Annotated in this window: 24 protein-coding genes; 6 read left to right on the forward strand and 18 right to left on the reverse strand. The window is 71.1% G+C overall.

Translation table 11 applies throughout. The features are described from left to right. Positions 1–139: 139 nt before the first annotated feature. The 7 genes from era to O7614_RS26345 form a co-directional block, all read right to left on the reverse strand. Complete coding sequence (gene era, locus O7614_RS26315) at positions 140–1,045, reverse strand: GTPase Era (protein ID WP_278141111.1); 906 nt, start codon at positions 1,043–1,045, stop codon at positions 140–142. Beyond that, a complete protein-coding gene (locus O7614_RS26320) occupies positions 1,042–1,428 on the reverse strand; it encodes a cytidine deaminase (protein WP_278141112.1) in 387 nt (128 codons plus the stop codon). Before O7614_RS26320 ends, era begins: the two co-directional genes overlap by 4 nt. Beyond that, a complete protein-coding gene (locus O7614_RS26325; protein ID WP_278142386.1) occupies positions 1,421–2,893 on the reverse strand; it encodes a hemolysin family protein in 1,473 nt (490 codons plus the stop codon). Before O7614_RS26325 ends, O7614_RS26320 begins: the two co-directional genes overlap by 8 nt. Then, positions 2,869–3,342 (reverse strand): rRNA maturation RNase YbeY, encoded by a 474-nt coding sequence (ybeY, locus tag O7614_RS26330; RefSeq protein WP_278141113.1) that lies wholly within the window; start codon positions 3,340–3,342, stop codon positions 2,869–2,871. Before ybeY ends, O7614_RS26325 begins: the two co-directional genes overlap by 25 nt. A gap of 15 nt (positions 3,343–3,357) precedes the next feature. Next, the gene (locus O7614_RS26335) at positions 3,358–4,416 is read right to left on the reverse strand and encodes a PhoH family protein (RefSeq protein ID WP_278141114.1); all 1,059 of its coding nucleotides are present in this window, start codon (positions 4,414–4,416) and stop codon (positions 3,358–3,360) included. Positions 4,417–4,546: 130 nt separating this feature from the next. Beyond that, the gene (locus tag O7614_RS26340; RefSeq protein ID WP_278141115.1) at positions 4,547–5,935 is read right to left on the reverse strand and encodes a serine hydrolase domain-containing protein; all 1,389 of its coding nucleotides are present in this window, start codon (positions 5,933–5,935) and stop codon (positions 4,547–4,549) included. Further along, positions 5,932–6,291, reverse strand: a complete 360-nt coding sequence (locus tag O7614_RS26345; protein WP_088988083.1) for a histidine triad nucleotide-binding protein — start codon at positions 6,289–6,291, stop codon at positions 5,932–5,934. Before O7614_RS26345 ends, O7614_RS26340 begins: the two co-directional genes overlap by 4 nt. 93 nt (positions 6,292–6,384) lie before the next feature. Between O7614_RS26345 and O7614_RS26350 the strand changes: the two genes are divergently transcribed. Continuing rightward, positions 6,385–7,146: an SDR family oxidoreductase gene (locus O7614_RS26350; RefSeq protein WP_278141116.1), complete on the forward strand. Its 762-nt coding sequence runs from the start codon at positions 6,385–6,387 to the stop codon at positions 7,144–7,146. 72 nt (positions 7,147–7,218) lie between these two features. Next, positions 7,219–8,130 (forward strand): polyphosphate kinase 2, encoded by a 912-nt coding sequence (ppk2, locus tag O7614_RS26355; RefSeq protein ID WP_278141117.1) that lies wholly within the window; start codon positions 7,219–7,221, stop codon positions 8,128–8,130. 4 nt (positions 8,131–8,134) lie between these two features. Here the strand turns inward: ppk2 and O7614_RS26360 are convergent, their stop codons facing one another. The 3 genes from O7614_RS26360 to hrcA all read right to left on the reverse strand — a co-directional run bounded on the left by O7614_RS26360 (position 8,135) and on the right by hrcA (position 11,114). Beyond that, positions 8,135–8,869: a 16S rRNA (uracil(1498)-N(3))-methyltransferase gene (locus O7614_RS26360; protein ID WP_278141118.1), complete on the reverse strand. Its 735-nt coding sequence runs from the start codon at positions 8,867–8,869 to the stop codon at positions 8,135–8,137. Between the two features lies 1 nt (position 8,870). After that, positions 8,871–10,016, reverse strand: a complete 1,146-nt coding sequence (gene dnaJ / locus O7614_RS26365) for a molecular chaperone DnaJ (protein ID WP_278142387.1) — start codon at positions 10,014–10,016, stop codon at positions 8,871–8,873. Between the two features lie 75 nt (positions 10,017–10,091). After that, on the reverse strand, positions 10,092–11,114 hold the full coding sequence (hrcA, locus tag O7614_RS26370) for a heat-inducible transcriptional repressor HrcA (protein WP_278141119.1): 1,023 nt from the start codon (positions 11,112–11,114) through the stop codon (positions 10,092–10,094). A 226-nt stretch (positions 11,115–11,340) separates the two neighbouring features. On the opposite strand from hrcA, the gene O7614_RS26375 reads away from it, so the two are divergent. Continuing rightward, positions 11,341–11,970: a DUF4870 domain-containing protein gene (locus tag O7614_RS26375; protein ID WP_278141120.1), complete on the forward strand. Its 630-nt coding sequence runs from the start codon at positions 11,341–11,343 to the stop codon at positions 11,968–11,970. 36 nt (positions 11,971–12,006) lie between these two features. On the opposite strand, the gene hemW is transcribed toward O7614_RS26375, so the two are convergent. Continuing rightward, complete coding sequence (gene hemW, locus O7614_RS26380) at positions 12,007–13,230, reverse strand: radical SAM family heme chaperone HemW (protein WP_278142388.1); 1,224 nt, start codon at positions 13,228–13,230, stop codon at positions 12,007–12,009. 19 nt (positions 13,231–13,249) lie between these two features. Between hemW and O7614_RS26385 the strand changes: the two genes are divergently transcribed. Then, positions 13,250–14,038, forward strand: coding sequence for an enoyl-CoA hydratase-related protein (locus tag O7614_RS26385; RefSeq protein ID WP_278141121.1), 789 nt, complete (start codon positions 13,250–13,252; stop codon positions 14,036–14,038). 74 nt (positions 14,039–14,112) lie between these two features. Here O7614_RS26385 and O7614_RS26390 read toward each other — a convergent pair whose 3' ends face one another. Continuing rightward, positions 14,113–14,877, reverse strand: coding sequence for an SDR family NAD(P)-dependent oxidoreductase (locus tag O7614_RS26390; protein ID WP_278141122.1), 765 nt, complete (start codon positions 14,875–14,877; stop codon positions 14,113–14,115). 365 nt (positions 14,878–15,242) lie between these two features. Here O7614_RS26390 and O7614_RS26395 point away from each other — a divergent pair, with 365 nt between their 5' ends. Both O7614_RS26395 and O7614_RS26400 read left to right on the forward strand, forming a co-directional pair. Beyond that, positions 15,243–16,103 (forward strand): hypothetical protein, encoded by an 861-nt coding sequence (locus O7614_RS26395; RefSeq protein WP_278141123.1) that lies wholly within the window; start codon positions 15,243–15,245, stop codon positions 16,101–16,103. Positions 16,104–16,329: 226 nt separating this feature from the next. Continuing rightward, entirely contained in the window at positions 16,330–17,232 is a 903-nt protein-coding gene (locus O7614_RS26400; RefSeq protein WP_278141124.1) for a phytanoyl-CoA dioxygenase family protein, read from the forward strand. Positions 17,233–17,312: 80 nt separating this feature from the next. Here the strand turns inward: O7614_RS26400 and O7614_RS26405 are convergent, their stop codons facing one another. The 6 genes from O7614_RS26405 to O7614_RS26430 form a co-directional block, all read right to left on the reverse strand. Beyond that, a complete protein-coding gene (locus tag O7614_RS26405) occupies positions 17,313–17,954 on the reverse strand; it encodes an MOSC domain-containing protein (protein ID WP_278141125.1) in 642 nt (213 codons plus the stop codon). A 99-nt stretch (positions 17,955–18,053) separates the two neighbouring features. Next, positions 18,054–18,884 (reverse strand): carbohydrate ABC transporter permease, encoded by an 831-nt coding sequence (locus tag O7614_RS26410; protein WP_278141126.1) that lies wholly within the window; start codon positions 18,882–18,884, stop codon positions 18,054–18,056. Then, positions 18,881–19,867 (reverse strand): sugar ABC transporter permease, encoded by a 987-nt coding sequence (locus tag O7614_RS26415; protein ID WP_278141127.1) that lies wholly within the window; start codon positions 19,865–19,867, stop codon positions 18,881–18,883. The genes O7614_RS26410 and O7614_RS26415 overlap by 4 nt, the downstream gene beginning before the upstream one ends. Continuing rightward, positions 19,864–21,150: a sugar ABC transporter substrate-binding protein gene (locus tag O7614_RS26420; RefSeq protein WP_278141128.1), complete on the reverse strand. Its 1,287-nt coding sequence runs from the start codon at positions 21,148–21,150 to the stop codon at positions 19,864–19,866. Before O7614_RS26420 ends, O7614_RS26415 begins: the two co-directional genes overlap by 4 nt. A 247-nt stretch (positions 21,151–21,397) precedes the next feature. After that, the gene (locus tag O7614_RS26425; protein ID WP_088991454.1) at positions 21,398–21,682 is read right to left on the reverse strand and encodes a GlsB/YeaQ/YmgE family stress response membrane protein; all 285 of its coding nucleotides are present in this window, start codon (positions 21,680–21,682) and stop codon (positions 21,398–21,400) included. A gap of 381 nt (positions 21,683–22,063) precedes the next feature. Further along, on the reverse strand, positions 22,064–22,348 hold the full coding sequence (locus tag O7614_RS26430; RefSeq protein WP_088991454.1) for a GlsB/YeaQ/YmgE family stress response membrane protein: 285 nt from the start codon (positions 22,346–22,348) through the stop codon (positions 22,064–22,066). Positions 22,349–22,368: the final 20 nt, after the last annotated feature.

Raw genomic sequence — 22,368 nt, forward strand, 5'->3', positions numbered from 1 at the left:
GTGCCCGCGTGAAACGGGCGACACCCCCGACCAAACGTGAATCTTTCCACCGACACGACCGAAGACGATCATGAGGTACGGCGACAGCCGTGCCCGCGCCGGCCGGCCCCCGATCGGCCGGCCGGTCGGTGCGGTGGGATCAGAAGCCCAGCTTGCGCAGCTGCTTCGGATCGCGCTGCCAGTCCTTCGCCACCCGCACGTGCAGGTCGAGATAGACCCGGCTGCCCAGCAACTCCTCGATCTGCCGACGGGCGTTGGTGCCGACCTCCTTGAGCCGGCTCGCCCGATGACCGATGACGATCGCCTTCTGGCTGGGTCGCTCGACGTACACGTCGGCGTAGATCTTCATCAGTTGACCTTCGGGGATCATCTCCTCCACCACCACGGCGATGGAGTGCGGCAGCTCGTCGCGGACCCCCTCCAGCGCGGCCTCCCGGATCAGCTCCGCGACCATCACCTGCTCGGGGTCGTCGGTCAGCATGTCGTCCGGGTAGAGCTGCGGCGACGGCGGCAGGTAGCCGGTCATCACGTCGACCAGAGTGTCCACCTGGTGCCCGGAGACCGCGCTCACCGGCACCACCGCGGCGAACTCCCCCAACTCGCTCACCGCGAGCAGTTGCTCCGCCAGGCGGCGCTTGTCCACCAGGTCGGTCTTGGTGACCACCGCCAGCACTGTCGCCTTCAACTCGGCCAACTCGCCGGTGATGAACCGGTCGCCGCGCCCGACCGGCTCATCCGCCGGGATACACAGGCCGATCACGTCGACCTCCGTCCAGGTGGACCGGACCAGATCGTTGAGGCGCTCGCCGAGCAGCGTACGGGGGCGGTGCAGACCCGGGGTGTCCACGAGCACCAGCTGCGACTCCGGGCGGTGCAGCACGGCCCGGATGACGTGCCGGGTGGTCTGCGGCTTGTTCGAGGTGATCGCGATCTTGGTGCCGACGATGGCGTTGGTCAGCGTCGACTTGCCCGCGTTGGGCCGACCGACGAAGCAGCCGAAACCGGCTCGGTACGGCCGTGCCTCCGGGTCCTGCACGGGGCTCACTGAGTCACCGTGCCGAGAACCGTGCCGTCGGGAGCGGCCACGTGGATCGGGGCGTCCACCGCGAGGTCGCGCACCGCCGCGTACCCGGCGCCGTCCAGCGTCGACGCCTCGGTCACCACCACCGCGGCCTCCAGCCGGCTCGCCCCGGCCGCCACCGCCGACGCGACCGCCAACTGCAACGCGGTGAGGGTCAACGAGGGCAGCGCGACGCTGGCCGCCGCGTACGTCCGGCCGTCCTGATCCCGCACCGCGGCGCCCTCCACGGCAGCGACCCGCGCGCGGGCGCCCCGGGCGAGGACGACGAGCTTGCCGTCCTCGGCGCTGAGCGCGGCGGACGCGATGGGGGTGGGCTGGGCGGCAGGCGCGGCGGGTGTGTCAGGCATCGGCGGATTGCCTCTCGTCGTCTCGGTAGTTGTCCGTGTCGTCCCCGGGGTCGGTGTGCTCGCCGCGCCCCGCGGTGTCCTTCTCGTGCCGCCCCGCGCTGCCCTGCTCGCCGCGCCCCGCGGTGTCCTGGTCGTGGCCCGGCTCGACCCTGCTGACCAGGACGGTGTCGATCCGGTTTCGCCGGCCGGTGGTGCCCTCGGCGACCAACCGGAGACCGGCGACCTCGGCCTCCGCACCGGGGATCGGCACCCGCCCCAGCGACTGGGCGAGCAGGCCGCCGACCGTCTCCACCTCGTCGGTGGGCAGATCGGTCTCGAACATCTCGCCCAGATTCTCCACCGGCAGCCGGGCGGTCACCCGCACCGAGGAGTCCGCCAGACGTTCGACGGGCGGGCGTTCGACATCGTACTCGTCGGTGATCTCACCGACGATTTCCTCCAGGATGTCCTCGATGGTGACCAGACCGCCGGTGCCGCCGTACTCGTCGACGACGATGACCAGGTGGTTGCGGGCCGCCTGCATCTCCGACAGCAGGTCGTCGACCGGCTTGGACTCCGGCACGAAGGTCGCCGGGCGCATCAACTCGGCCACCGGCAACTGCTCGGCCTGCGGGTCGCCGCCCCGGGAGCGGCGGATCAGATCCTTGAGGTAGAGCACACCCAGCACGTCGTCGACACTCTCGCCGATCACCGGAATGCGGGAGAAGCCGGAGCGCAGGAAGAGCGCCAGCGCCTGCGCGAGCGTCTTGCCCTCCTCGATCCACACCATCTCGGTACGCGGCACCATCACCTCGCGGGCGATGGTGTCGCCGAGCGCGAAGACCGAGTGGATCATCTGACGCTCGCCGTGCTCGACCACACCGCGCTGCTCGGCCAGGTCGACCAGCTCCCGCAACTCCACCTGGGTGGCGAACGGCCCCTCCCGGAAGCCACGCCCCGGGGTGACCGCGTTGCCGATCAGGATCAGCAACGACGCGAGCGGGTTGAGCGCCCGGCCCAGCCAGCGGACCATCGGCGCGACCGCCCGACCCACGGCGTACGCGTGCTGCCGGCCGATGGTGCGCGGCGCGACGCCGACCACCACGAAGCTGACCACGGTCATCGCGCCGGCGGTCACCAGCGCGGCCCGCCAGCCGGCACCGAAGCTGTCCACCGCGACCAGCGCCACCAGCGTGGTGGCGGTCAGCTCGGCGAGCAGCCGCAACAGCAGAAGCAGGTTCAGGTGCCGGACGACGTCACCGGCAACGGCCTGGAGGGTCCGGGCGCCACGCACACCGTCGCGGGCCAACTCGGCGGCTCGGGCCGGCGAGACGGCGGCGAGGGCCGCCTCGGTCATCGCGATCAGACCGGCCAACACCACCAGGCCGGCCGCGAAGACGATCAGCTGCAGGTCGGGTAGGCCGGCGGTGGCACCGGCCGCGAGTAACGGAGGAGTGGACATCACTGGGTGCGGGTCGACCGCCAGCTGGCCAGCAGTCGGGCCTGGAGCCCGAACATCTCCCGCTCCTCCTCCGGCTCGGCGTGGTCGTAACCGAGCAGGTGCAGCACCCCGTGCACGGTGAGCAGGTGCAGCTCGTCGGCGGGCGCGTGCCCGGCGGTCGCCGCCTGCTTGGCCGCGACCTCGGGGCACAGCACGATGTCGCCGAGCAGGGCGGGCTCGCCGCCGGCCGGCGCGGACTCACCCGGGCCGTGGTCGACGCTGCCCTCGTCCATGGGGAAGGCGAGCACGTCGGTCGGGCCGTCGCCACCCATCCAGTGGTGGTTCAGCTCGGTCATGTATTCGATGTCGACCAACAGCACGGACAGCTCGGCGAGGGGGTTGACCCCCATCTCGTCGAGGGCGTGCCGGGCGACGGCGAGCACGGCGTCGGTGTCGACGTCGACACCGGACTCGTTGGCGATCTCGATGGACAACTGCTTTCCTCTGCTTTAGCGGCGGCGGGCGGCCCGGCCGCCCTGGGCGGGTCGCCCGGGCACGGCATGGACGCCCTGCGCCTGCTGGTTCTCCCGCTCGGCGTCCCAGCGGGCGTACGCGTCGACGATCTCCCCGACCAGCCGGTGGCGGACCACGTCGGAGCTGGACAACTGGGCGAAGTGCACGTCCTCGACGTTTTCCAGGATCTCGCGGACCACCCGCAGACCGCTGGTCGTCCCGCCGGGAAGGTCCACCTGGGTGACGTCACCGGTGACGACGATCTTGGAGTTGAAGCCGAGCCGGGTGAGGAACATCTTCATCTGCTCGGGCGTGGTGTTCTGCGCCTCGTCCAGGATGATGAACGCGTCAGAGAGCGTACGGCCCCGCATGTACGCCAGTGGCGCGACCTCGATCGTCCCCTGGGCCATCAGCTTCGGGATCGTCTCCGGGTCGAGCATCTCGTGCAACGCGTCGTAGAGCGGGCGCAGGTACGGGTCGATCTTCTCGTTGAGCGTGCCGGGCAGGAAGCCCAACCGCTCGCCCGCCTCGACCGCCGGCCGGGTCAGGATGATCCGGTTGACCTGCTTGGCCTGCAACGCCTGGACGGCCTTCGCCATCGCCAGGTAGGTCTTGCCGGTGCCGGCCGGGCCGATGCCGAAGACGATGGTGTTCGAGTCGATCGCGTCGACGTAGCGCTTCTGACCGAGGGTCTTGGGTCGGATGGTGCGCCCGCGACGGGAGAGGATGTTGAGCGTCAGGACCTCGGCGGGCCGCTCGGCGCTGCCCTGCTCGAGCATGCCGACGGTACGCCGGACGGCGTCAGTGGTCAGGGTCTCGCCTTTCTCGATGAGTTCGAGCAGCTCACTGAAGACCCGCTCGGCGAGGGCGTTGTCCGCGGGGTCACCGGTGATGGTGATCTCGTTGCCGCGAACGTGCACGTCACTGTTGACCGAGCGTTCGACGAGTCGGAGGATCTCGTCGCCTGCGCCGAGCAGATTGACCATGATCTTCGAGTCGGGCACGGTGATCCTGGTCTGCACCCGGGGCGGGCCGGGAGGTGGGGTGCCGGTCATAGGTCGGGCCGAAGGGCCCTGCGCCACCTGCTCTCGATCTCGGCGCCGGCCTGCTGGCTGGCGTGCGGACGTTACACCCATCGTATCCGTTCGACGCGGGCCGCATCGCGCCCATTTCCGCTGGCCGCGATCAACGCCCGGCCCGGAAGTCGTACCGGTCGAACGTCTCCTGGTGGCGGGTGAACCGGTACGTCGCCCAGTGCATCCGGACCACCGTGCCGGCCTCGTCCCGGGTCAGCCGCAGCAGCTCACCGGCCTCCCGCCCGGATGCCGTGCGGAACACGTCCGGCTGGTCCGGTAGGGGCACGAAGATCGCTGGCGGGCGGCCGGCCGGATCGCCGGTCCCGCGCGCCCGCAGCGAGCCGTCATGCCAGGAGAAGACGTACTCGGAGCCCTCGCCCCACCAGCGGCCGAGCACGCCCCGCAGGGCCGCCGGCGCGGGTGCCCCGGGCCGCCATGGCTCGATGTCGGCCGGGTCGTGCTCGACCGCCGCGCCGAGCAGCCGGTGCGTCAGGTCGAACAGCTCGGCTGCCGTACCGGACGAGCCGAGCACCGCGGCGCCCATCGCGCCGGCCGTGCCGTCGCCTCCCCTCCGTCCGTACACACCGGCGAGGAAACCGGGCATCGCCCCGTCGTGCCCCACGTGCATCACCCGTTCCCCCTGCGGGATCAGGATCAGCCCGAGACCGAAGCCCGCGCCCCAGAGCGTCTCGTCGGTGGTGGTCACGGGCCAGCGCATCTCGTCCAGCGTCGCGGTGGCGAGCACCGCGCCGGCCGGGTCCAGCGCCGCCGGGTCGGCCAGGAACGCCGCCCAGCGCGCCATGTCGGTAGCGGTGCTCCAGAGCTGCGCGGCCGGGCCGACAGCGCCGAAGTCGGTCGGCGGCTCGGGGTGCGCCTCGTCGGAGTACGCGTCGACCAGGAACCCGGTCGCCGCCGTCGGTCGGGGGGCCACTGTGGTGTCGGTCAGCCCGAGCGGCGTCAGGATCCGTTCGGTGAGCGCCCGCTCCCAGCTCTCGCCGCGCAGCCGGACGACCAGTCGACCGAGCACGGCCATGCCCAGGTTGGAGTAGTGGAACCGGCGGGCCGCCGGCAACACCCGCTCGGCCCGGTCCAGCTCTGCCACCAACTGGTCGGCGTCCGGGGCGCGCAGGCTGTCCCACACGTCGCCGAACGGCTCGCGTTGCAGGCCGGCGGTGTGCGACAACAACCGACGCACGGTCAGTTCGCCGTGTGCGGGCAGGTCCAGGTGCCGACCCACCGGGTCGTCCAGATCCAGCAGCCCGTCGTCGCGGCACTGCAGGATGAGCGTCGCGGTGAAGGTCTTGGTGACCGAGCCGATCCGGAACTGGGTGTCCGGCGTCAACGGGCTGTCGGTCCCGGTCTCGCCGACGGTGCAGCTCCAGAGCGGTCGGTCGGCCCGGTGCAGCGCCACCGACACCGCCGGAACCCGGGCGTCGGCCTGCACCCGCCGGACGAGTCGGCCCAGGTGCTCGTGCACGCGACTGTCCGGCTCGCTCACGCGAGGTCCCGGGCGAGCATCGGGCCGAGCGGCGCACCACCGAGCAGGTGCGCGTGCACGTGGAACACTTCCTGCCCACCGTACGCGCCGGTGTTGAACATCAACCGGAAACCGTCGCCGAGCAGGCCCTCGTCCTCGGCCACGGCGGCGGACGTCGCCAGCACGTCGGCGGCCAGAGCGGGGTCACCCTGGGCGAGCGTGGCGACGTCGGCGTAGTGCTCCTTCGGAATGACCAGGACGTGCACCGGCGCCTTCGGGTCGATGTCACGGAAGGCGAGCGTGGTGTCGGTCTCCCGGACCACGGTGGCCGGGATCTCCCCGGCGACGATGCGGCAGAACAGGCAGTCGGATCCCATCGGGGCAGTGTAAGGAGGGGCCCCTTGTTAACGCCTGCGGTATAGGAAGGGGCCCTTCCTTACATCGGTGGGGGCTGAGGCACGATGGCCGGCATGACGGATCGGGCGGTACTGGTGACCGGAGCCTCGCGTGGGATCGGCGCTGCGATGGCGCAGGCGTTCGCGGCCAGCGGTGACCGGGTGGCGATCCACCACCGCGACTCCGCCGACGCGGCCGAGGAGGTACGCGCGCGCCTGCCCGGCGCCGGGCACGTGGTGGTGCGCGCGGACCTCACCGACCCGGACGCGGTCCGGGCCATGGTCGACCGGGCCGCCGAGCTGCTCGGAGGGTTGGACGTCCTGGTCAACAACGCCGGGACGTACGGCGACCGGGACGACCCGCACCCGATCTTCGGCGCCTCCTACGAGCACTGGCAGAAGCGCTGGCGGCAGGTGTTGGAGACCAACCTGACCGGTGCCGGCAACGTCACCTGGTGCGCTGCCCAGCACATGCGCGAGCGCGGCGGGCGGATCGTCAACGTCTCGTCCCGGGGTGCGTTCCGGGGGGAGCCGGACCAGCCGGCGTACGGCGCCAGCAAGGCGGGGCTGAACGCGCTGGGTCAGTCCCTCGCCGTGGCGCTCGCGCCGTACGGCATCGCGGTCGCCACCGTCGCGCCGGGTTTCGTGGCGACCGACATGGTGACCGAGCACCTGCGCGGTGAGCATGGCGCGGCGATCCGGGCACAGAGCCCGTTCGACCGGGTGGCCCGGCCGGAGGAGATCGCCGCCGCGGTGCACTGGCTGGCCGCACCACAGGCCGAGTGGGCCTCCGGCACCATTGTCGACCTCAACGGCGCCTCCTACCTGCGCAGCTGACGTCGACGCCGCCGGCAGATCACCCGGCCGGGGAGGTTGTTGGCGGCTCGCGGGCGGGTAAGTCCCATCGACATGGCCGACTCCGCGCTGCTGGACCTCACCGCCGACTACCGGGTGGCCGATGGCCACGACGACGACCCTGTCCTGCTCCGCCCCGACGGCACCGCCGTCGACACCTGGCGCGAGGACTACCCGTACGACGAGCGGCTGGACCGCGACGAGTACGACCGCGACAAGCGGCTGCTCCAGATCGAGCTGCTGAAACTCCAGGACTGGATCAAGGAGTCCGGCGAGCGGCTGGTGATCCTCTTCGAGGGCCGGGACGCGGCCGGCAAGGGCGGCACCATCAAACGCTTCATGGAGCACCTCAACCCGCGGGGCGCGTCGGTGGTGGCGCTCGCCAAGCCGGACGAGCGGGAAGCCGCCCAGTGGTACTTCCAGCGGTGGCTGGCGCACCTGCCGGCGGCCGGCGAGGTCGTGCTGTTCGATCGTTCCTGGTACAACCGGGCCGGCGTGGAGCGGGTGATGGGCTTCTGCAGCCGCAAGGAGTACCTGGAGTTCCTGCGCCAGGCCCCGGAGCTGGAACGGATGCTGGTGCGATCGGGCATCCGGCTGGTCAAGTTCTGGTTCTCCGTCTCCCAGAACGAGCAGCGCACCCGGTTCGCGATCCGTCAGGTCGACCCGGTCCGGCAGTGGAAGCTGTCTCCGATGGACATCGCCTCGCTCGACCGGTGGGACGAGTACACCGAGGCCAAGGAGGCGATGTTCTTCTGGACCGACACGGCCGATGCGCCGTGGACGGTGGTGAAGAGCAACGACAAGAAGCGGGCCCGGCTGGAGGCGATGCGGCACGTGCTGCACCGCTTCGACTACGCCGGCAAGGACCTCGCCGTGGTCGGCACACCGGACCCGCAGATCATCGGAAACGCTGGGCTGGACCTCGGGCCGGAGGAGGAGGTCGTGCCGGTGTTTCCGAGACCCTGAACGGTCACCAGCGGCCGAGGCGGGCGGCGAGCACGCTGAGCGCCGCCACCCCGGCGGTCGAGGTACGCAGGACCGACGGCCCGAGCCGCACCGCCCGGCCGCCGGCCTCGCGGAACGCGGTCAGCTCGGCGGGGGCGATGCCGCCCTCGGGGCCGACCACCAGGACGATCTCACCGGCGCTGGGCAGGTCGGCGGTGGTCAGCCGCTCGTCGGCCTCCTCGTGCAGCACGAACCCCGCAGCGGCGCCGGCGATCCGACGGGCCACCGTGGCGGTGGACTCGTCCGGCGCGCCGGCCACCACCGGCAGCCACGGCCGGCGGGCCTGCTTGGCGGCCTCCCGGGCGGTCGCCACCCACTTTTCCCGGGCCCGTACGCCCCGGTCACCGCGCCACTGGGTCACCGATCGCGACGCCGCCCAGGGCACGATCTCGTCGACGCCGACCTCGGTCATCGCCTGCACGGCCAACTCGCCCCGGTCGCCCTTCGCGATGCCCTGCACGGTGACGATGCGGGGGACCGGCGCGTCCGCGTACCCCCGGGAGGTGAGGGTGACCTCCAGGCTGCCCCGGCCGACGGCGGTGACCACGGCGGCGGCCGTGCCGCCCCGACCGTCGGCGAGCAGCAACTCCTCGCCGACGCGCAGCCGCTGCACGGTGGCCGCGTGGTGTCCCTCCGGGCCGTCCAGGGTCAGCGCCTCGCCGGTGGGCAGCGCCTCGACCAGGAACAGCGGTGCGGACACCTCAGGCGTGCCCGTTGAACGCGTCGCGCATCCGGGAGAAGAAGCCGCCCTGCTTGGACAGCTCGGCGACCTCCTCGCCACGGGTCTTGGCGAAGTCGCGCAGCATCTTCTCCTGGTCCGGGTCGAGCTTGGTCGGGGTCCGCACGTCCAGGTGCACGTAGAGGTCACCCCGGCCGGTGCCGCGCAGGTGCGGTACGCCCCGGGCACGCAGTCGCAGCGTGCTGGCCGGCTGGGTGCCGGCCTTGACGTCGACGGTCTCCTCGCTGTCCAGGGTCTTGATGGTCAGCCGGGTGCCCAGTGCCGCCGCGGTCATCGGCACGGTGACCCGGCAGTGCAGGTCGTCACCCTTGCGGGAGTAGACGTCGTGCGGCCGCTCGTGGATCTCCACGTAGAGGTCGCCGGCGGTGCCGCCACCCGGGCCGACCTCGCCCTGCTGGGCCAGCCGGATCCGCATGCCGTCCTCGACGCCGGCCGGGATCTTGACGGTCAGCGAGCGGCGGGTCCGGACCCGGCCGTCGCCGGCGCAGGTGGGGCACGGGTGCGGGATGGTGGTGCCGTAGCCCTGGCACACGGTGCACGGCCGGGCGGAGACCACCTGCCCGAGGAAGGTGCGCTGCACGGACTGCACCTCGCCCCGGCCGGCACACGCCTCGCAGGTGGCCAGGTGGGTGCCGGCGGCCGTGCCGGCGCCGGAACAGGTGGTGCAGAGCACGGCGGTGTCGACGGTGATCGGCGCCTCGACGCCGAACGCCGTCTCGTGCAGGTCGAGTTCGAGTCGCAGGATCGCGTCGGCGCCCGGGCGGGTACGCGGACGCGGGCCACGGGCGCTGCCCCCGGCACCGCCGAAGAAGGCGTCCATGATGTCCTGGAAACCGACGAACGGGCCGGCGCCACCGGGCCCTCCGGGGCCTCCGGCACCGCCGCCGCCCGGGGCGAGCGGGTCGCCACCCAGGTCGACGATCTGCCGCTTCCGGTCGTCCGAGAGGACCTCGTACGCGGCGTTGATGTCCTTGAACTTCTCCTGAGCCTCCGGGTCCGGATTGACGTCCGGGTGGAACTGGCGCGCCAGCTTGCGGTAGGCGCGCTTGATCTCGTCATCGGAGGCTTCCCGGCTCACACCGAGAATGCCGTAGTAGTCCCTGGCCACTGCGTTCCGTGTCCTCATGTTCGTCTCGCGTTGCGCCGGTCGGCGGCCGCAGCCGGCCGCATCGGCCCTGACCAATCAGTTCTGGGCCAGCAACTCGCCCACGTAGCGTGCCACGGCGCGCACCGTGGCGATGTTGCCGGGGTAGTCCATCCGGGTGGGGCCCAGCACCCCCAGGCCGCCCAGGATGGTGGCGCCCGGGCCGTACCCGGTGCTGACCACGGAGGCGGCGCGCAGGTTGTCGAACTCGTTCTCGTCGCCGATCAGCACCCGGGTCGTGCTCGGCTCGGTCTCACCGATGAGCTTGAGCAGCACGACCTCCTCCTCCAGGGCCTCGAGGATGGGCCGCAGGGAGCCCTGGAAGTCGAGCAGGCCGCCCCGGGTGAGGTTCGCGGTGCCGGCGAGCGCGATCCGTTCCTCGTGTCGCTCGACAAGCGTCTCCAGCAGGACGGTGGCGAGCGTCGTCATCGTCGGACGCAGCTCGGTCGGCGCTTCCTCGACCAACGCCTGCACCAGCGGTGGCGTCTCGGACAGCCGGGCGCCGGCGAGCTTCTCGTTGATCAGTCGGCGCAGGTCGGTGACGTCGTCGGCGGACACCGGCCCGGGCAGTTCCACGAGTCGCTGCTCCACCCGGCCGGTATCGGCGATCATGACGAGCATCAGCCGGGTGGTGGAGATCGGCACCAGCTCCAGGTGCCGCACCGAGGAGCGGGCCAGGCTCGGGTACTGCACGACCGCCACCTGCCGCGTCAGCTGGGCGAGCAGCCGCACCGTGCGGTGCACCACGTCGTCGAGGTCGACCGCGCCGACCAGGAAGCGCTCGATGGCCCGACGCTCGGCCGGGCTGAGCGGCTTGACCCGGGACAACCGGTCGACGAAGAGTCGGTAGCCACGGTCGGTGGGCACCCGGCCGGCACTGGTGTGCGGCTGCCGGATGTAGCCCTCTTCCTCCAGCACGGCCATGTCGTTGCGGACCGTGGCCGGGGAGACGCCGAGCTGGTGCCGCTCGACGAGCGCCTTGCTGCCGACCGGCTCCTGGGTGGAGACGTAGTCCTCGACGATCGCGCGGAGCACGGCGAGTTTCCGGTCGTCGAGACCCATCCTCCGCACCTCCTGATCGGTCGTTGGCCGCCGGCTCTCTGGGCCGGCCGCACCGTCCTGGCACTCGACTGTAGCGAGTGCCAGTCTACGTCGGCGTGCCCGCCGACGCGATGATCAACGACGGCCCGTCGGTGCGGCCCGCGCCACCCCGCCGGACCAATTGGCCCACATCGTCGGGCGGTGTTGCTCTGGTGCGGCGTTGCCCGGTGCCCCTACCGTGACATCCATGACTGAACCTCCTCGCCCTCCCGGCGCGGGTGACCCCGGCAACTACCCGCCGGAGCCGACCTCCCCGGGTTCGCCCCCGTCGGCCGAGCCACCCACCGCACCACTGTCCGGGGCACCCGGCCCGGGCGGCTATCCCCCGCCCGGTGGCTATCCGCCGCCCACCGGTGACCAACCGCCGTCAGGTGGCTACCCTCCGGCGGGAGGCTACCCCCCGCCCGGCGGCTATCCCCCGCCCGGCGGCTACCCGACCGGTGGCGCGTACGGCGGCCCCGGCGGCGGCTACGCCAACAACGAGGACAAGACCTGGGCGCTGGTCGCGCACTTCGGCGGCGCCGCCGGCATGATCATCAGCGGCGGCGTGCTCGGCTGGATCGCCCCGCTGGTGGCGATGCTGGTCCGCGGCAACCAGTCCCCGACCGTGCGGACGCACGCCGTGGCGGCACTCAACTTCCAGCTCATCTGGTCGATCGTCGGCCTGATCGGCTGGGTGCTGTCCTGCATCCTGATCGGCTTCATCGGGGTCATCGCGGCTGTCGTCCTCGGCGCCGTGTTCGGCATCCTGGCTGGGATCAAGGCCAACGAGGGGCAGTTCTACCGCTACCCGCTCTCCGCGAGCTTCATCAAGTGACCTCGGGCCGGCCGCTCCCCCGGCCGGCCCGCCCGCTCAGGGCAGCAGGTCGCGCACGACCGCGTCGGCGAGCAGCCGTCCGCGCAGGGTGAGCACCGCCCGGCCGGCCGCGTAGTCCTGGGCGGCCAGCAGGCCGTTGGCCAGCGCCCGCTCGGCGCCGGCCCGGCCGCTGGCGTCGAGCACCGCCAACGGCAGCCCGCTGGCGAGCCGTAGCCGCAGCATCACGTCCTCCATGTGCGCCTCGTCGGCGGTGAGCACCTCCCGGGCGAGGCCGGGAGACGCGCCGGCGGCCAACCGCTGGGCGTACGTCGAGGGGTGTTTGACGTTCCACCACCGCACCCCGCCGACGTGGCTGTGCGCCCCCGGCCCCAGCCCCCACCAGTCCGCGCCGGTCCAGTAGAGCAGGTTGTGCCGGCACCGGGCCTCGTCGGTGCGCGCCCAGTTGGAGACCTCGTACCAGGACAGCCCGGCCGCGTCGAGGGCGGCCTCCGCGGCCAGGTAGCGGTCCGCGGCGACGTCGTCACTGGGGTACGCCAGTTCGCCGCGTCGCATCCGGGCGGCCAGTCGGGTGCCGTCCTCGACGATCAGGGCGTACGCGCTGACGTGGTCGACTCCGGCGGCGACCACCTGCTCCAACGAGGCGGCGAAGTCCTCGGCCCGCTCCCCCGGCGTCCCGTAGATCAGGTCCAGGTTGACGTGCTCGAACCCGGCGTCGCGGGCTTCCAGCGCGGCGGCGGTGGCCCGGCCCGCGCTGTGTTTGCGGTCCAGGATCGCCAGCACCCCCGGCGACGCGGACTGCATGCCCAGCGAGATCCGGGTGTAGCCGGCGGCCCGCAGCAGCTTCAACGATTCCGGGGTGACCGATTCCGGGTTGGCTTCGGTGGTCACCTCCGCGTCGGCGGCCAACCCCCAGGTGCGGTCGATGCCGTCGAGGATGCGGGCCAGGTCGTCGGCGGGGAGCAGGGTGGGCGTACCGCCGCCGACGAAGACGGTGTCGACCCGGGGCGGTGGGCTGTCGCCCAGCACCCGGGCGGCGAGCGCCAGCTCGGCCAGGACGGTGTCGGCGTACCCGTCGCGGCTCGCGCCGCCGCCCAGCTCGGCGGTCGTGTAGGTGTTGAAGTCGCAGTAGCCGCAGCGACTGGCGCAGAACGGCACGTGGACGTACACGCCGAAGCCGCGCGCGCCGACCGCCGTGGTGGCGGTGGCGGGCAGCGATCCGTCGACGGGGACGGTCTCACCATCTGGAAGGACGCCGGGCATGGCCACTAGTGTGCCCGGCATGACCTCTCCCGACGTCCTCGTGCGGGTCGCCACGGCCCGTGGGGTGACCACCCTCACCCTGGACAGCCCGCACAACCGCAACGCGCTCTCCACCGGCCTGATGACCCAACTGCTGTCGGGGCTGGCCGACGCGGTCGCCGACGAGTCGGTCCGAGCGATCGTGCTGGACCACACCGGCCCGGTCTTCTGCTCGGGTGCGGATCTGAAGGAGACGGCCGCCGCGTACGCGAGCGGGACGGTGCCCGCCGGGATGCTGGGTGACGTGCTCGCGGCGCTCTGGGAGTGCCCGAAGCCGGTGCTGGCCCGGGTTGGTGGGCCGGCGCGGGCGGGCGGGCTGGGCCTGGCCGCCGCCGCCGATCTGGCGGTCTGCGCCGACGAGGCCACGTTCGCGTTCACCGAGGTGCGGATCGGGGTGATCCCGGCGGTGATCTCGGCGACCGTGCTGCCCCGGCTGCACCCGCGCGCCGCCGCCGAGCTGTACCTGACCGGGGACACCTTCGACGGGCGGCGGGCCGCTCAGATCGGCCTGGTCACGGCCTCCGTGCCGGCCGCCGAGCTGGACGCCGCGGTGCGGAGCTACTGCGACTCGCTGGTGCGGGGCGCTCCCGGCGCGTTGGCCGGGGCGAAGGAGCTGCTGCGCCGGCCGGGCACCGCCGAGCTGCGCGCTGACCTGGCGCGGCTGTCCGCCCTGTCGACCAGCTACTTCCTCTCCGACGAGGGGCGCGAGGGCGTCACCGCGTTCCGGGAGAAACGATTGACTCGATGGGTGGCCGCTCTGGACGGCTGAGCGTTCCGGCTGGCCCGGCCGGCTACTGGTGACCGGGTGGGCGCCGCCCGGGAGCGGCGGCGCCCACACCTCGGTCACCACGCGGTCGCGCCGCCGTCGACCGGGTAGTTCGCCCCCGTGATGTAGGAGGCCCGGTCGGAGGCCAGGAACACCACCAGTTCGGCGACCTCCTCGGGCTGGGCGAACCGCTTGAGGAGCGTCTTGCCGGTGATCGCGTCCCGGGCCGCCTGGTTGTCACCCAGGTCGCGCTCGCTCGCCGGGCTGACGATCGGGCCAGGGCTGACGGCCACCGCGCGGATCCCGTGCGGCGCGCCTTCCAGCGCGAGCTGTCGGGTCAGGCCGATGACGCCCGCGTTGGCGGCGGTGTGGCCGACCATCGGGGGGACGTGACCGGCGATCATGCCGGCCATGGAGGCGGCGTTGATGATCACACCACCACCGCGTCGCACCAGGTGCGGCCAGGCGAACTTCGACACGAAGTACGGGATGTCGAGTTCGCCGGTGATGGTGTAGCGCCAGTCCTCGACCGAGAAGTCGGGCATCGGGCCGAAGCGCAGTGCCGCGGCGTTGTTGTAGACCACGTCGAGCCCGCCGTAGGCCGCGGCGGCGTCCTCGACGAGGGTGCGCACCTGCTCCGGGTCGGTGAGGTCGACCGGCGCGATGCCCGTCATCTCACCGCCGGCGCCGCGGACGAGTTCGACCGTCTCGTTGTTGCCGTCGACCTGGATGTCGGCGCCGACGACCTTGGCGCCTTCCCGCGCGAAGATCTGCGCGGCGACGCGTCCCAGACCGCCGCCGGTGCCGGTGACGAGTACGACCTTGCCGTCGAGCGTCCCCATGGAAATCCTCCTTGCTCCAGGACCGGTCCGACCGGTTTCCCCGATCGGGCGGACCACCAATTGACATGTCAACCGTAGTAAGTCCTTGACCGGTCAACCGCTTCCCGGGGAAACCGAGACCGTGACACGCACGACAGGTCCGACAGGCACCACGCAGGGCGCTGGTGACCGGCCGGCGAGCCGGACAGCAGATGTCCCGATTTTCGCCGGGCCGGACCGTGGCAGAGAGCCATACCGGCAGGTGAGACCGGGCCCAAAGCGGGAATGTCCCGATCGGCACGCCTCGGCAGAGCCGGTCCCGAACCGCTCAGACGACCCGGAGAGGCCCGCGGGGGACGTACGCTTGTCGGACTGTCGATCTGGGGGTGTGGGTGCGAACTCGGGCAGCCGTGGCGGGTGGAGTGGTGCTCATCCTCGTCGCCGTGATCGCGATCTGGCTCGTCGTACGGCAGGTCGGTGACCGCCTCCAGTTGCCGCTGGCGGCCCGCAAGTGCACCGTGCAGGCCGACGGCCGGGTCGCGCTCGACGCCGACCAGATGGCCAACGCGGCGACCATCGCGGCGATCGGCGCCCAGCGCGGAATGCCCGAGCGTGCCGTGGTGGTCGCGCTGGCCACCGCCTACCAGGAGTCCGGGCTCCGCAACCTCGCCGACGGCGACCGCGACTCGGTCGGCCTGTTCCAGCAGCGGCCGAGCCAGGGCTGGGGCACCCCGGCGCAGATCCGCGACCCGCGCTACGCGGCCAACCGGTTCTACGCGGCACTCAAGAAGGTGCGCGGCTGGGAGAAGATGCGCGTCACCGATGCCGCCCAACGGGTGCAGCGCTCGGCCTTCCCGGAGGCCTACCAGAAGTGGGCCGACGACTCCGAGGTGCTCAGCCGAGCGCTGCTGGGAGACGCCACCGGAGCGGTCGCCTGCACGGTGGGGCGCACCCCGGTGATGCACGGTGCGGCGGCGGCCGCGCAACTGACCCGCAACCTGGTGCTGGACTGGGGGCTGAAGGGCACCGACCCGACTGACCCGACCAGGCTGGCGGTCACCCCGGGTGACCAGCGCGACGGCTGGCGGTACGCGCACTGGCTGGTGTCCCACGCCCAGGACCACGGTGTGAAGCGCGTCCGCTTCGGCGACCTGGAGTGGACCGCCCGAGCCGGCACCTGGGGCCGGGCGGACGGCGAGCAGAGCCCTGCCGGTCAGGTGGTGGCCGAGGTGTTCAACGAGGGTTGACCGACCCGGATCTCTTAACCGGCAGTCACCGCACAATCGGGCAAATGCCCAGCAATACCCCTATTGATCACAGCGAACTCACTCTGCGCAGTTTCCCCGCTGCGTGGGGTCCCACTGCGGACCACGCATCGAAGACGCCCTCCCCGAGGCCACAGCCGTCGCGTTACGATCGGCGGCCTGTGCCATGCCAGAAAAGGATTCACCTCATGGGGAGGGGTACGACGCGGTGTTCGATTACGGCGACCGGACCGGTTACGAACCGATCAGCGACACTGACCGCAAGGAGTTTCACGAGCAGGGCTTCCTCCTGCTGCGCAACGTCCTGACGGAGGACCACCGGGCGGCGCTGGAGGCGGCGGTCGACCGCGTCTACGCGGAGGAGCAGGCCAAGGGCACCACCAAGAAGGACGGCACCCTGCACCTGCTGGGCTTCCTGGAGCGCGACGAGCTCTTCGGCGAGCTGCTCACCCACCCGATCGCCTTCCCGTACATGTGGGGGCTGGCCGGCTGGAACATCTACACCCACCACAACCACCTGGACGTCACCCCGCCGGCCGCCGAGCCGGAGAAGCCGTACTGGGGTTGGCACCAGGACGGGTACCGGCAGAACTCCGACCCGGAGACGATGGACCCGAACCTGCCCCGACCGATGTTCTCGCTGAAGGTCGCGTACGTGCTGTCGGACCTCTCCGAGACCGGCCGCGGCGCCACCAAGGTCATCCCGGGCAGCCACCTGTGGAACTCGCTGGACCGGCCCAAGGACCTCAGCGTGCACAACCCGGACCCGGAGGGCACGGTGGAGATCACCGCCAACCCGGGTGACGCGTTCATCTTCGACCGCCGGCAGTGGCACTCCCGGTCGACGAACCTGTCGACGATCACCCGCAAGATGCTCTTCGTCGGCTACACCTACCGGTGGATCCGTCCGCTGGACGAGCTGCACCCCGACGTGGATGGCGAGTGGTACCGCAACCGCACCCCGGTCCAGCGCCAGCTGATCGGTGAGGGCACCCACACCGCCAACTACTGGGGCATCAACTGGGACGGGTACGTCGACGACGAGATCCCGCTGCGCAAGGAGCTCAAGGAGCGCGGCCTGCTCGACCGCAACATCCCCTGGCTGCGCTGACCGTAAGGAAGGACCCCTTGCTATCGCTTCTCGCATAGCAAGGGGCCCTTCCTAACCGCTGCGGTGCGACCGGTCGAGCACTAGCCGCGGGCGGCGAGGCGGCGGCGGACCTTCTCCCGGATCGGCTCCGGCAGGTCCTCCGCGTCGAGCAGCCGAGGTAGCAGCTCCGGCTCCAGACTGGTGGCCCGGAACACCTCGCCGATGGTCACCCCGTGCGCCGGTCGCTCCACCACCTCGACCGGGTCGCCCGCGCCGATCTCCCCCTCGCGCAGCACCCGCAGGTAGGCCCCGGGCGACGCCCGGACGGTGAACCGCTTGATCAGATCCGGAACGCCCCAGAACCCGGCGAACGTGGTGCAGGGCGTACGCGGCTTGGTGACCTGGAGCAGGGCGGAACCGACCTGCCACTGCTCGCCGATCACCGCACCGGTCAGGTCGACCGCGTACGTCGTCAGGTTCTCCCCGAAACCACCCGGCGGCACGGCCCGACCCAGCTCGGCCGACCACCAGGTGGCGTCCTCCTCCGCGTAGGCGTAGACCGCCTGGTCGGGACCGCCGTGATGGGCGCGCTCGCCGATGAAGTCACCGACCACCCCGTCGACACGGACCGGCACCGGGCCGTCCACCGGCCGCTTGTCGATGCCGCTGCGACCGCTCGCGTCGCCGGCCCACTCCGCCTCGGTCACCACGCCGAGGTTCACCGCTGCCACCCTGCCCGTCATGGCCGTCAGCATAGGTCGGGTGGCCGGGACGGGCCGACCCACGGCACTCGCCCGACCACACGGCAGTGGTTGGCAGATCCCGGCCCGCCCGGCGTGGGGTCAGCCCTTTACCGCGCCGGCCACCAGGCCGGAGACCATCCGGCGCTGCACCAGCAGGAAGAAGATGATCACCGGCAGGGTGAACAGGGTGGACGCGGCCATCACCGGCCCCCAGTTGGTGTCGTCGCGGCCGAAGAAGAAGGTCATCGCCACCGGCAGCGTGTAGCTGCCCTGGTCGTTGATGAACGTCAGTGCGAAGATCAGCTCGTTCCAGGCCGTGATGAAGGAGAAGATGCTGGTGGCCACCAGGCCGGGCGCGACCAGCGGGAAGAGGACCCGCCGGAAGGTCTGGGCGCGGCTCGCCCCGTCGATCGCCGCCGCCTCCTCCAACTCCTTGGGCACCGCGGCGACGAAACCGCGCAGCATCCAGACCGCGAACGGCAGCGAGAAGCCGAGGTACGTGAGGATCAGGCTGGGCAGGGTGTTGTAGAGCCCGAGCCGCTGGATCATCAGGAACAACGGGATGACCAGCGCCTCCAGCGGGATCATCTGCACCACCAGCAGCATGATCAGGAAGCTGGTCCGCAGCTTGAAGCGGAACCGGGCCACCGCGGTCGCGGCCAGCAGGGCGACCAGCCCGCTGAGCACCACGGTGGAGACGGCGACCAGTGCGCTGTTGAGGAAGAAGTCGAGGAAGCTCACGCCGGGGATCAGGTTGCCGGTCAGGATCTCCCGGTAGTGCGCCAACGTCGGATGGGCCGGCACCGGCTGCGGGGTGGCCGAGAAGATCTCGTTGCTGGGCTTCAGCGAGGTCGAGATCATCCAGTAGACCGGAAACGCCGCGAAGAGCGCGACCAGCAGCCCGGCGGCGTTGAGGGCGACCTTCTTCACGACTCGTCCTCCTGCCTGAGCACCATCCGGACGTAGAAGCAGGTGACCACGAGCAGGATCAGCGTGAGGATCACCGCGATGGCCGCGCCGAGCCCGTACTTCGGGGGCGGAGAGAAGGCTTCGGCGTACGAGTAGATGGCGAGCATGAACGTCGGCCGGTCCTGGGTGCCGCCGGCCAGCACGAACTGCTGGGTGAAGACCTTGAAGTCCCAGATGGTGGAGAGAATGATCAGGATCCCGAAGACCGGGCGCAGCAACGGGAAGGTGATCTTCCAGAAGACCCGCCACGGGCTGGCACCGTCCACCCGGGCCGCCTCGTGCAACTCGCTCGGCACGCTCTTCAGGCCGGCGAGCACGCTCACCGCGATGAACGGGAACGAGTGCCACACCACCACCAGGGTGAGGATGGCGAAGAACAGCAGCGGCGAGTTGAACCAGCCGTAGCCGGTCCAGTCGCTACGGCCGAACAGGGCGTTGGACAGCCCGTCCGGCAGCGCGTTGAACAGCCAGGTGACCAGGCCGCTCGTGTCGTCGAAAATCCACTTCCAGACGATGGTGCCGGTCAGCGCCGGGGTGGCCCAGGCGAGCATCACGCAACTGGCCACGAAGGTCGCCATCCTGCGGCCGAGCCGGTTGAGCAGCAGCCCGACCAGGGTGCCGAGGACCATGGTGAGCAGCACGTTGGCCGCGGCGAACAGGACCGTGTTACGCAGCACGGTCAGGAAGAACGGGTCGGAGAGGATGTCGGCGTAGTTGCCGAGCCCCACCCACGGCCACTCCCGGTCGCCGCGCAGTTGCCGGACGTTGTTCAGCCGGTAGAAGGACATCACCACCACCTGGCCGAGCGGCCAGAGCAGCAGCACCCCGATGATCACCAGGGCGGGCAGGAGCAGCAGGTAGGGCAGGCGGTCCACCCGGCGACGCCGCCGCGCGGGGTTCTCCCGCGCGGCGGCCGCCTCCGGCACCTCGGTCAGCGTGGTCACTTGGCGTTGAGGATGCTTTCCATCTCACCGGCCGCGTCGGCGGTAGCCTTCTCGACCGTCTTCTGACCCTTCATGACCGAGCTGTTCATCGCCTGGGTCACCGTCTTCGTCCGGCTGACCTCCACCCACTTCGGGGTGAGCGGCGTGAGCTTGGTGTTCTGCATGGTGGTGGCGAACGCGGCCATCACCTTGTCGTTGGCGTAGGTGTCGCCGGCGACCAGATCCTGGTAGACCGGGAAGAAGCCGAGGCTGCTCGCGAAGCTCTGCGCGTTCTTCTTGTTCAGCAGCACGGTCAGGTAGTCCCAGGCCAGGTCCTGACGCTCACTGTCCTTCCAGATCGCCACGTCCGAGCCACCCGCGAAACCGGGCGCGGCCTTGCCGTCCGGGCCGGGGATCGGGAACGTACCCCAGACCTTCTCGATCTCGGGGTTGTCCTTCTTGATCGCGCCCTGCTGCCAGCTGCCGGCGAACGCCATCGCGGCCTTACCCGTGGCGAACTGGGTCCGCGCGTCGATCTCGTTCCAGCCGGCGGCGGCCGGCGGGGCCACCTTGTGCACGGTCACCAGGTCGGTCCAGTACTTGACGGCCCGCTGCGCCTCCGGAGTCGTGTAGCCGGACTTCCAGCTGCCGCCCTGGTTGCTGGCGATCTCTCCGCCGGCACCCCAGAGGAAGGAGTAGAAGGGCAGCTCCGAATTGCCCGGCAGAGCGATGCCGTAGGTGCCCGGCTTCTTCGCCTGCACGGCCTTCGCCACGGTGACCAGGTCGTCCCAGGTCTTCGGGGGCTGCACGCCGGCCTCGGCGAACCAGTCGGTGCGGTAGTAGATCGCGCGCACCCCGGCGTACCAGGGCACGCCGTACTGCTTGCCGTCGAGCTGCGCGTTGCGGACCAGGTCGGGCAGCAGGTCCTTGCCGTCGGCCCAACCGGCCATCCGACCGCTCACGTCGGCGAGCGCCTCCTGGGCCGCCCAGCCCTGGGTCTCGGTGTTGCCCAGCTCGGTGATGTCCGGTCCCTCACCGCCGGCGAGCGCCGCCTGGAACTTCTTGGGCGCTTCCAGCCAGGGGATGTACTGCACCACCACGTCGGTGTCGGGGTGCTTCTGGCGGAACTCCGTCTCGACGGAGTCGAGGAAGGTGTTCTGCGCCTCGCCGCCCTCGCCCATCATCCAGACCGTGAGCTTGCTGTCGTCAGCCGCATCCTCACCGGAGCCCCCGCAGCCGGTCAGCACCATCGCGGCCGAGGCCACCATGGCGGTGACCGGGGCCAGCCGCTTCCACCTGTTCACGCCACTTCTCCCCTCGCGCCGCCTGGAACTAACCTTCTCCGCCGCACCCTAGTACGGAGATTTCCTTTACGACAGTGGGCGGGACTGGCCGAAGCGTGGCGACCGTACCGCAGCGGCCCGACCAAGGGCGTCCCGGCACCGGGTCGAAGTCGGGCACACCGGCACGAAAGAGCGCCCGGCCGAGGCCGGGCGCTCTTTCGGTTGGTGCTGTCCTGTCAGTGCTGTCCAGCCAGGTGATGCGGGGTCGTTATCGGGTCACGCGGCGGCGGCCACCCACACCGGCCACCAGCGCGACCGCGATCGCCGCGACGACGACCTGCACCAGCAGCTCGCCCCAGTCCACACCAGCGGTCTCGGTCGCGATCCCGATCGCCCGCGCCAGCACGGTGCCCAGCAGGGCCGCGCCGACACCGATCAACAGGTGCAGCCAGATCGGCATGTTCTGGCGACCCGGAACCACCAGGCGGCCCAGCGCGCCGACGATGAGACCAACAACGATCGCAGTGATGATGCCCCACACGGTGAGCTCCACGGCCACCCTCCCTCAAAGAATGTCTGACACACGATGTGTGTGCGCTTCCTGTCGTGACGGATAGATGCCCTACCCAACGAAAATCCAAACCGACTTCGCGCACCAAAGGATCACGACCTGGCCGACAAGGGCACGTTCCATCGGCCCGACTGGGCGGATTCAGGCCACCCTCCGCCACGATCGACAGTTCGGCCGGGCCGGAGGTACCGGGACGGCCCGACTTCACTGGAACCCCGAGTCGATCACGGTTGCCGTCGACGGATCAGGCCGAGGAACTGGGCCGGCGACCACCACCCCATCCGGGAGGAAGACGCCGAGGGGCGCCCAGCCTGTCGGCTGGGCGCCCCTCGGAAGTGTCGCGGTGTTACGGCAGTGCTGGTGTCATCGGGTGACGCGGCGGCGGCCACCCACACCGGCCACCAGCGCGACGGCGATGGCCGCGACGACGACCTGCACGAGCAGCTCGCCCCAGTCCACACCAGCGGTCTCGGTCGCGATCCCGATCGCCCGCGCCAGCACGGTGCCCAGCAGGGCCGCGCCGACACCGATCAACAGGTGCAGCCAGATCGGCATGTTCTGCCGGCCCGGGACGACCAGGCGGCCCAGCGCGCCGACGATGAGACCAACAACGATGGCGGTGATGATGCCCCACACGGTGAGCTCCACGGTCGCCCTCCTTCTAAGAA

It is taken from the genome of Micromonospora sp. WMMD961, assembly GCF_029626145.1.
Lineage (GTDB): Bacteria > Actinomycetota > Actinomycetes > Mycobacteriales > Micromonosporaceae > Micromonospora.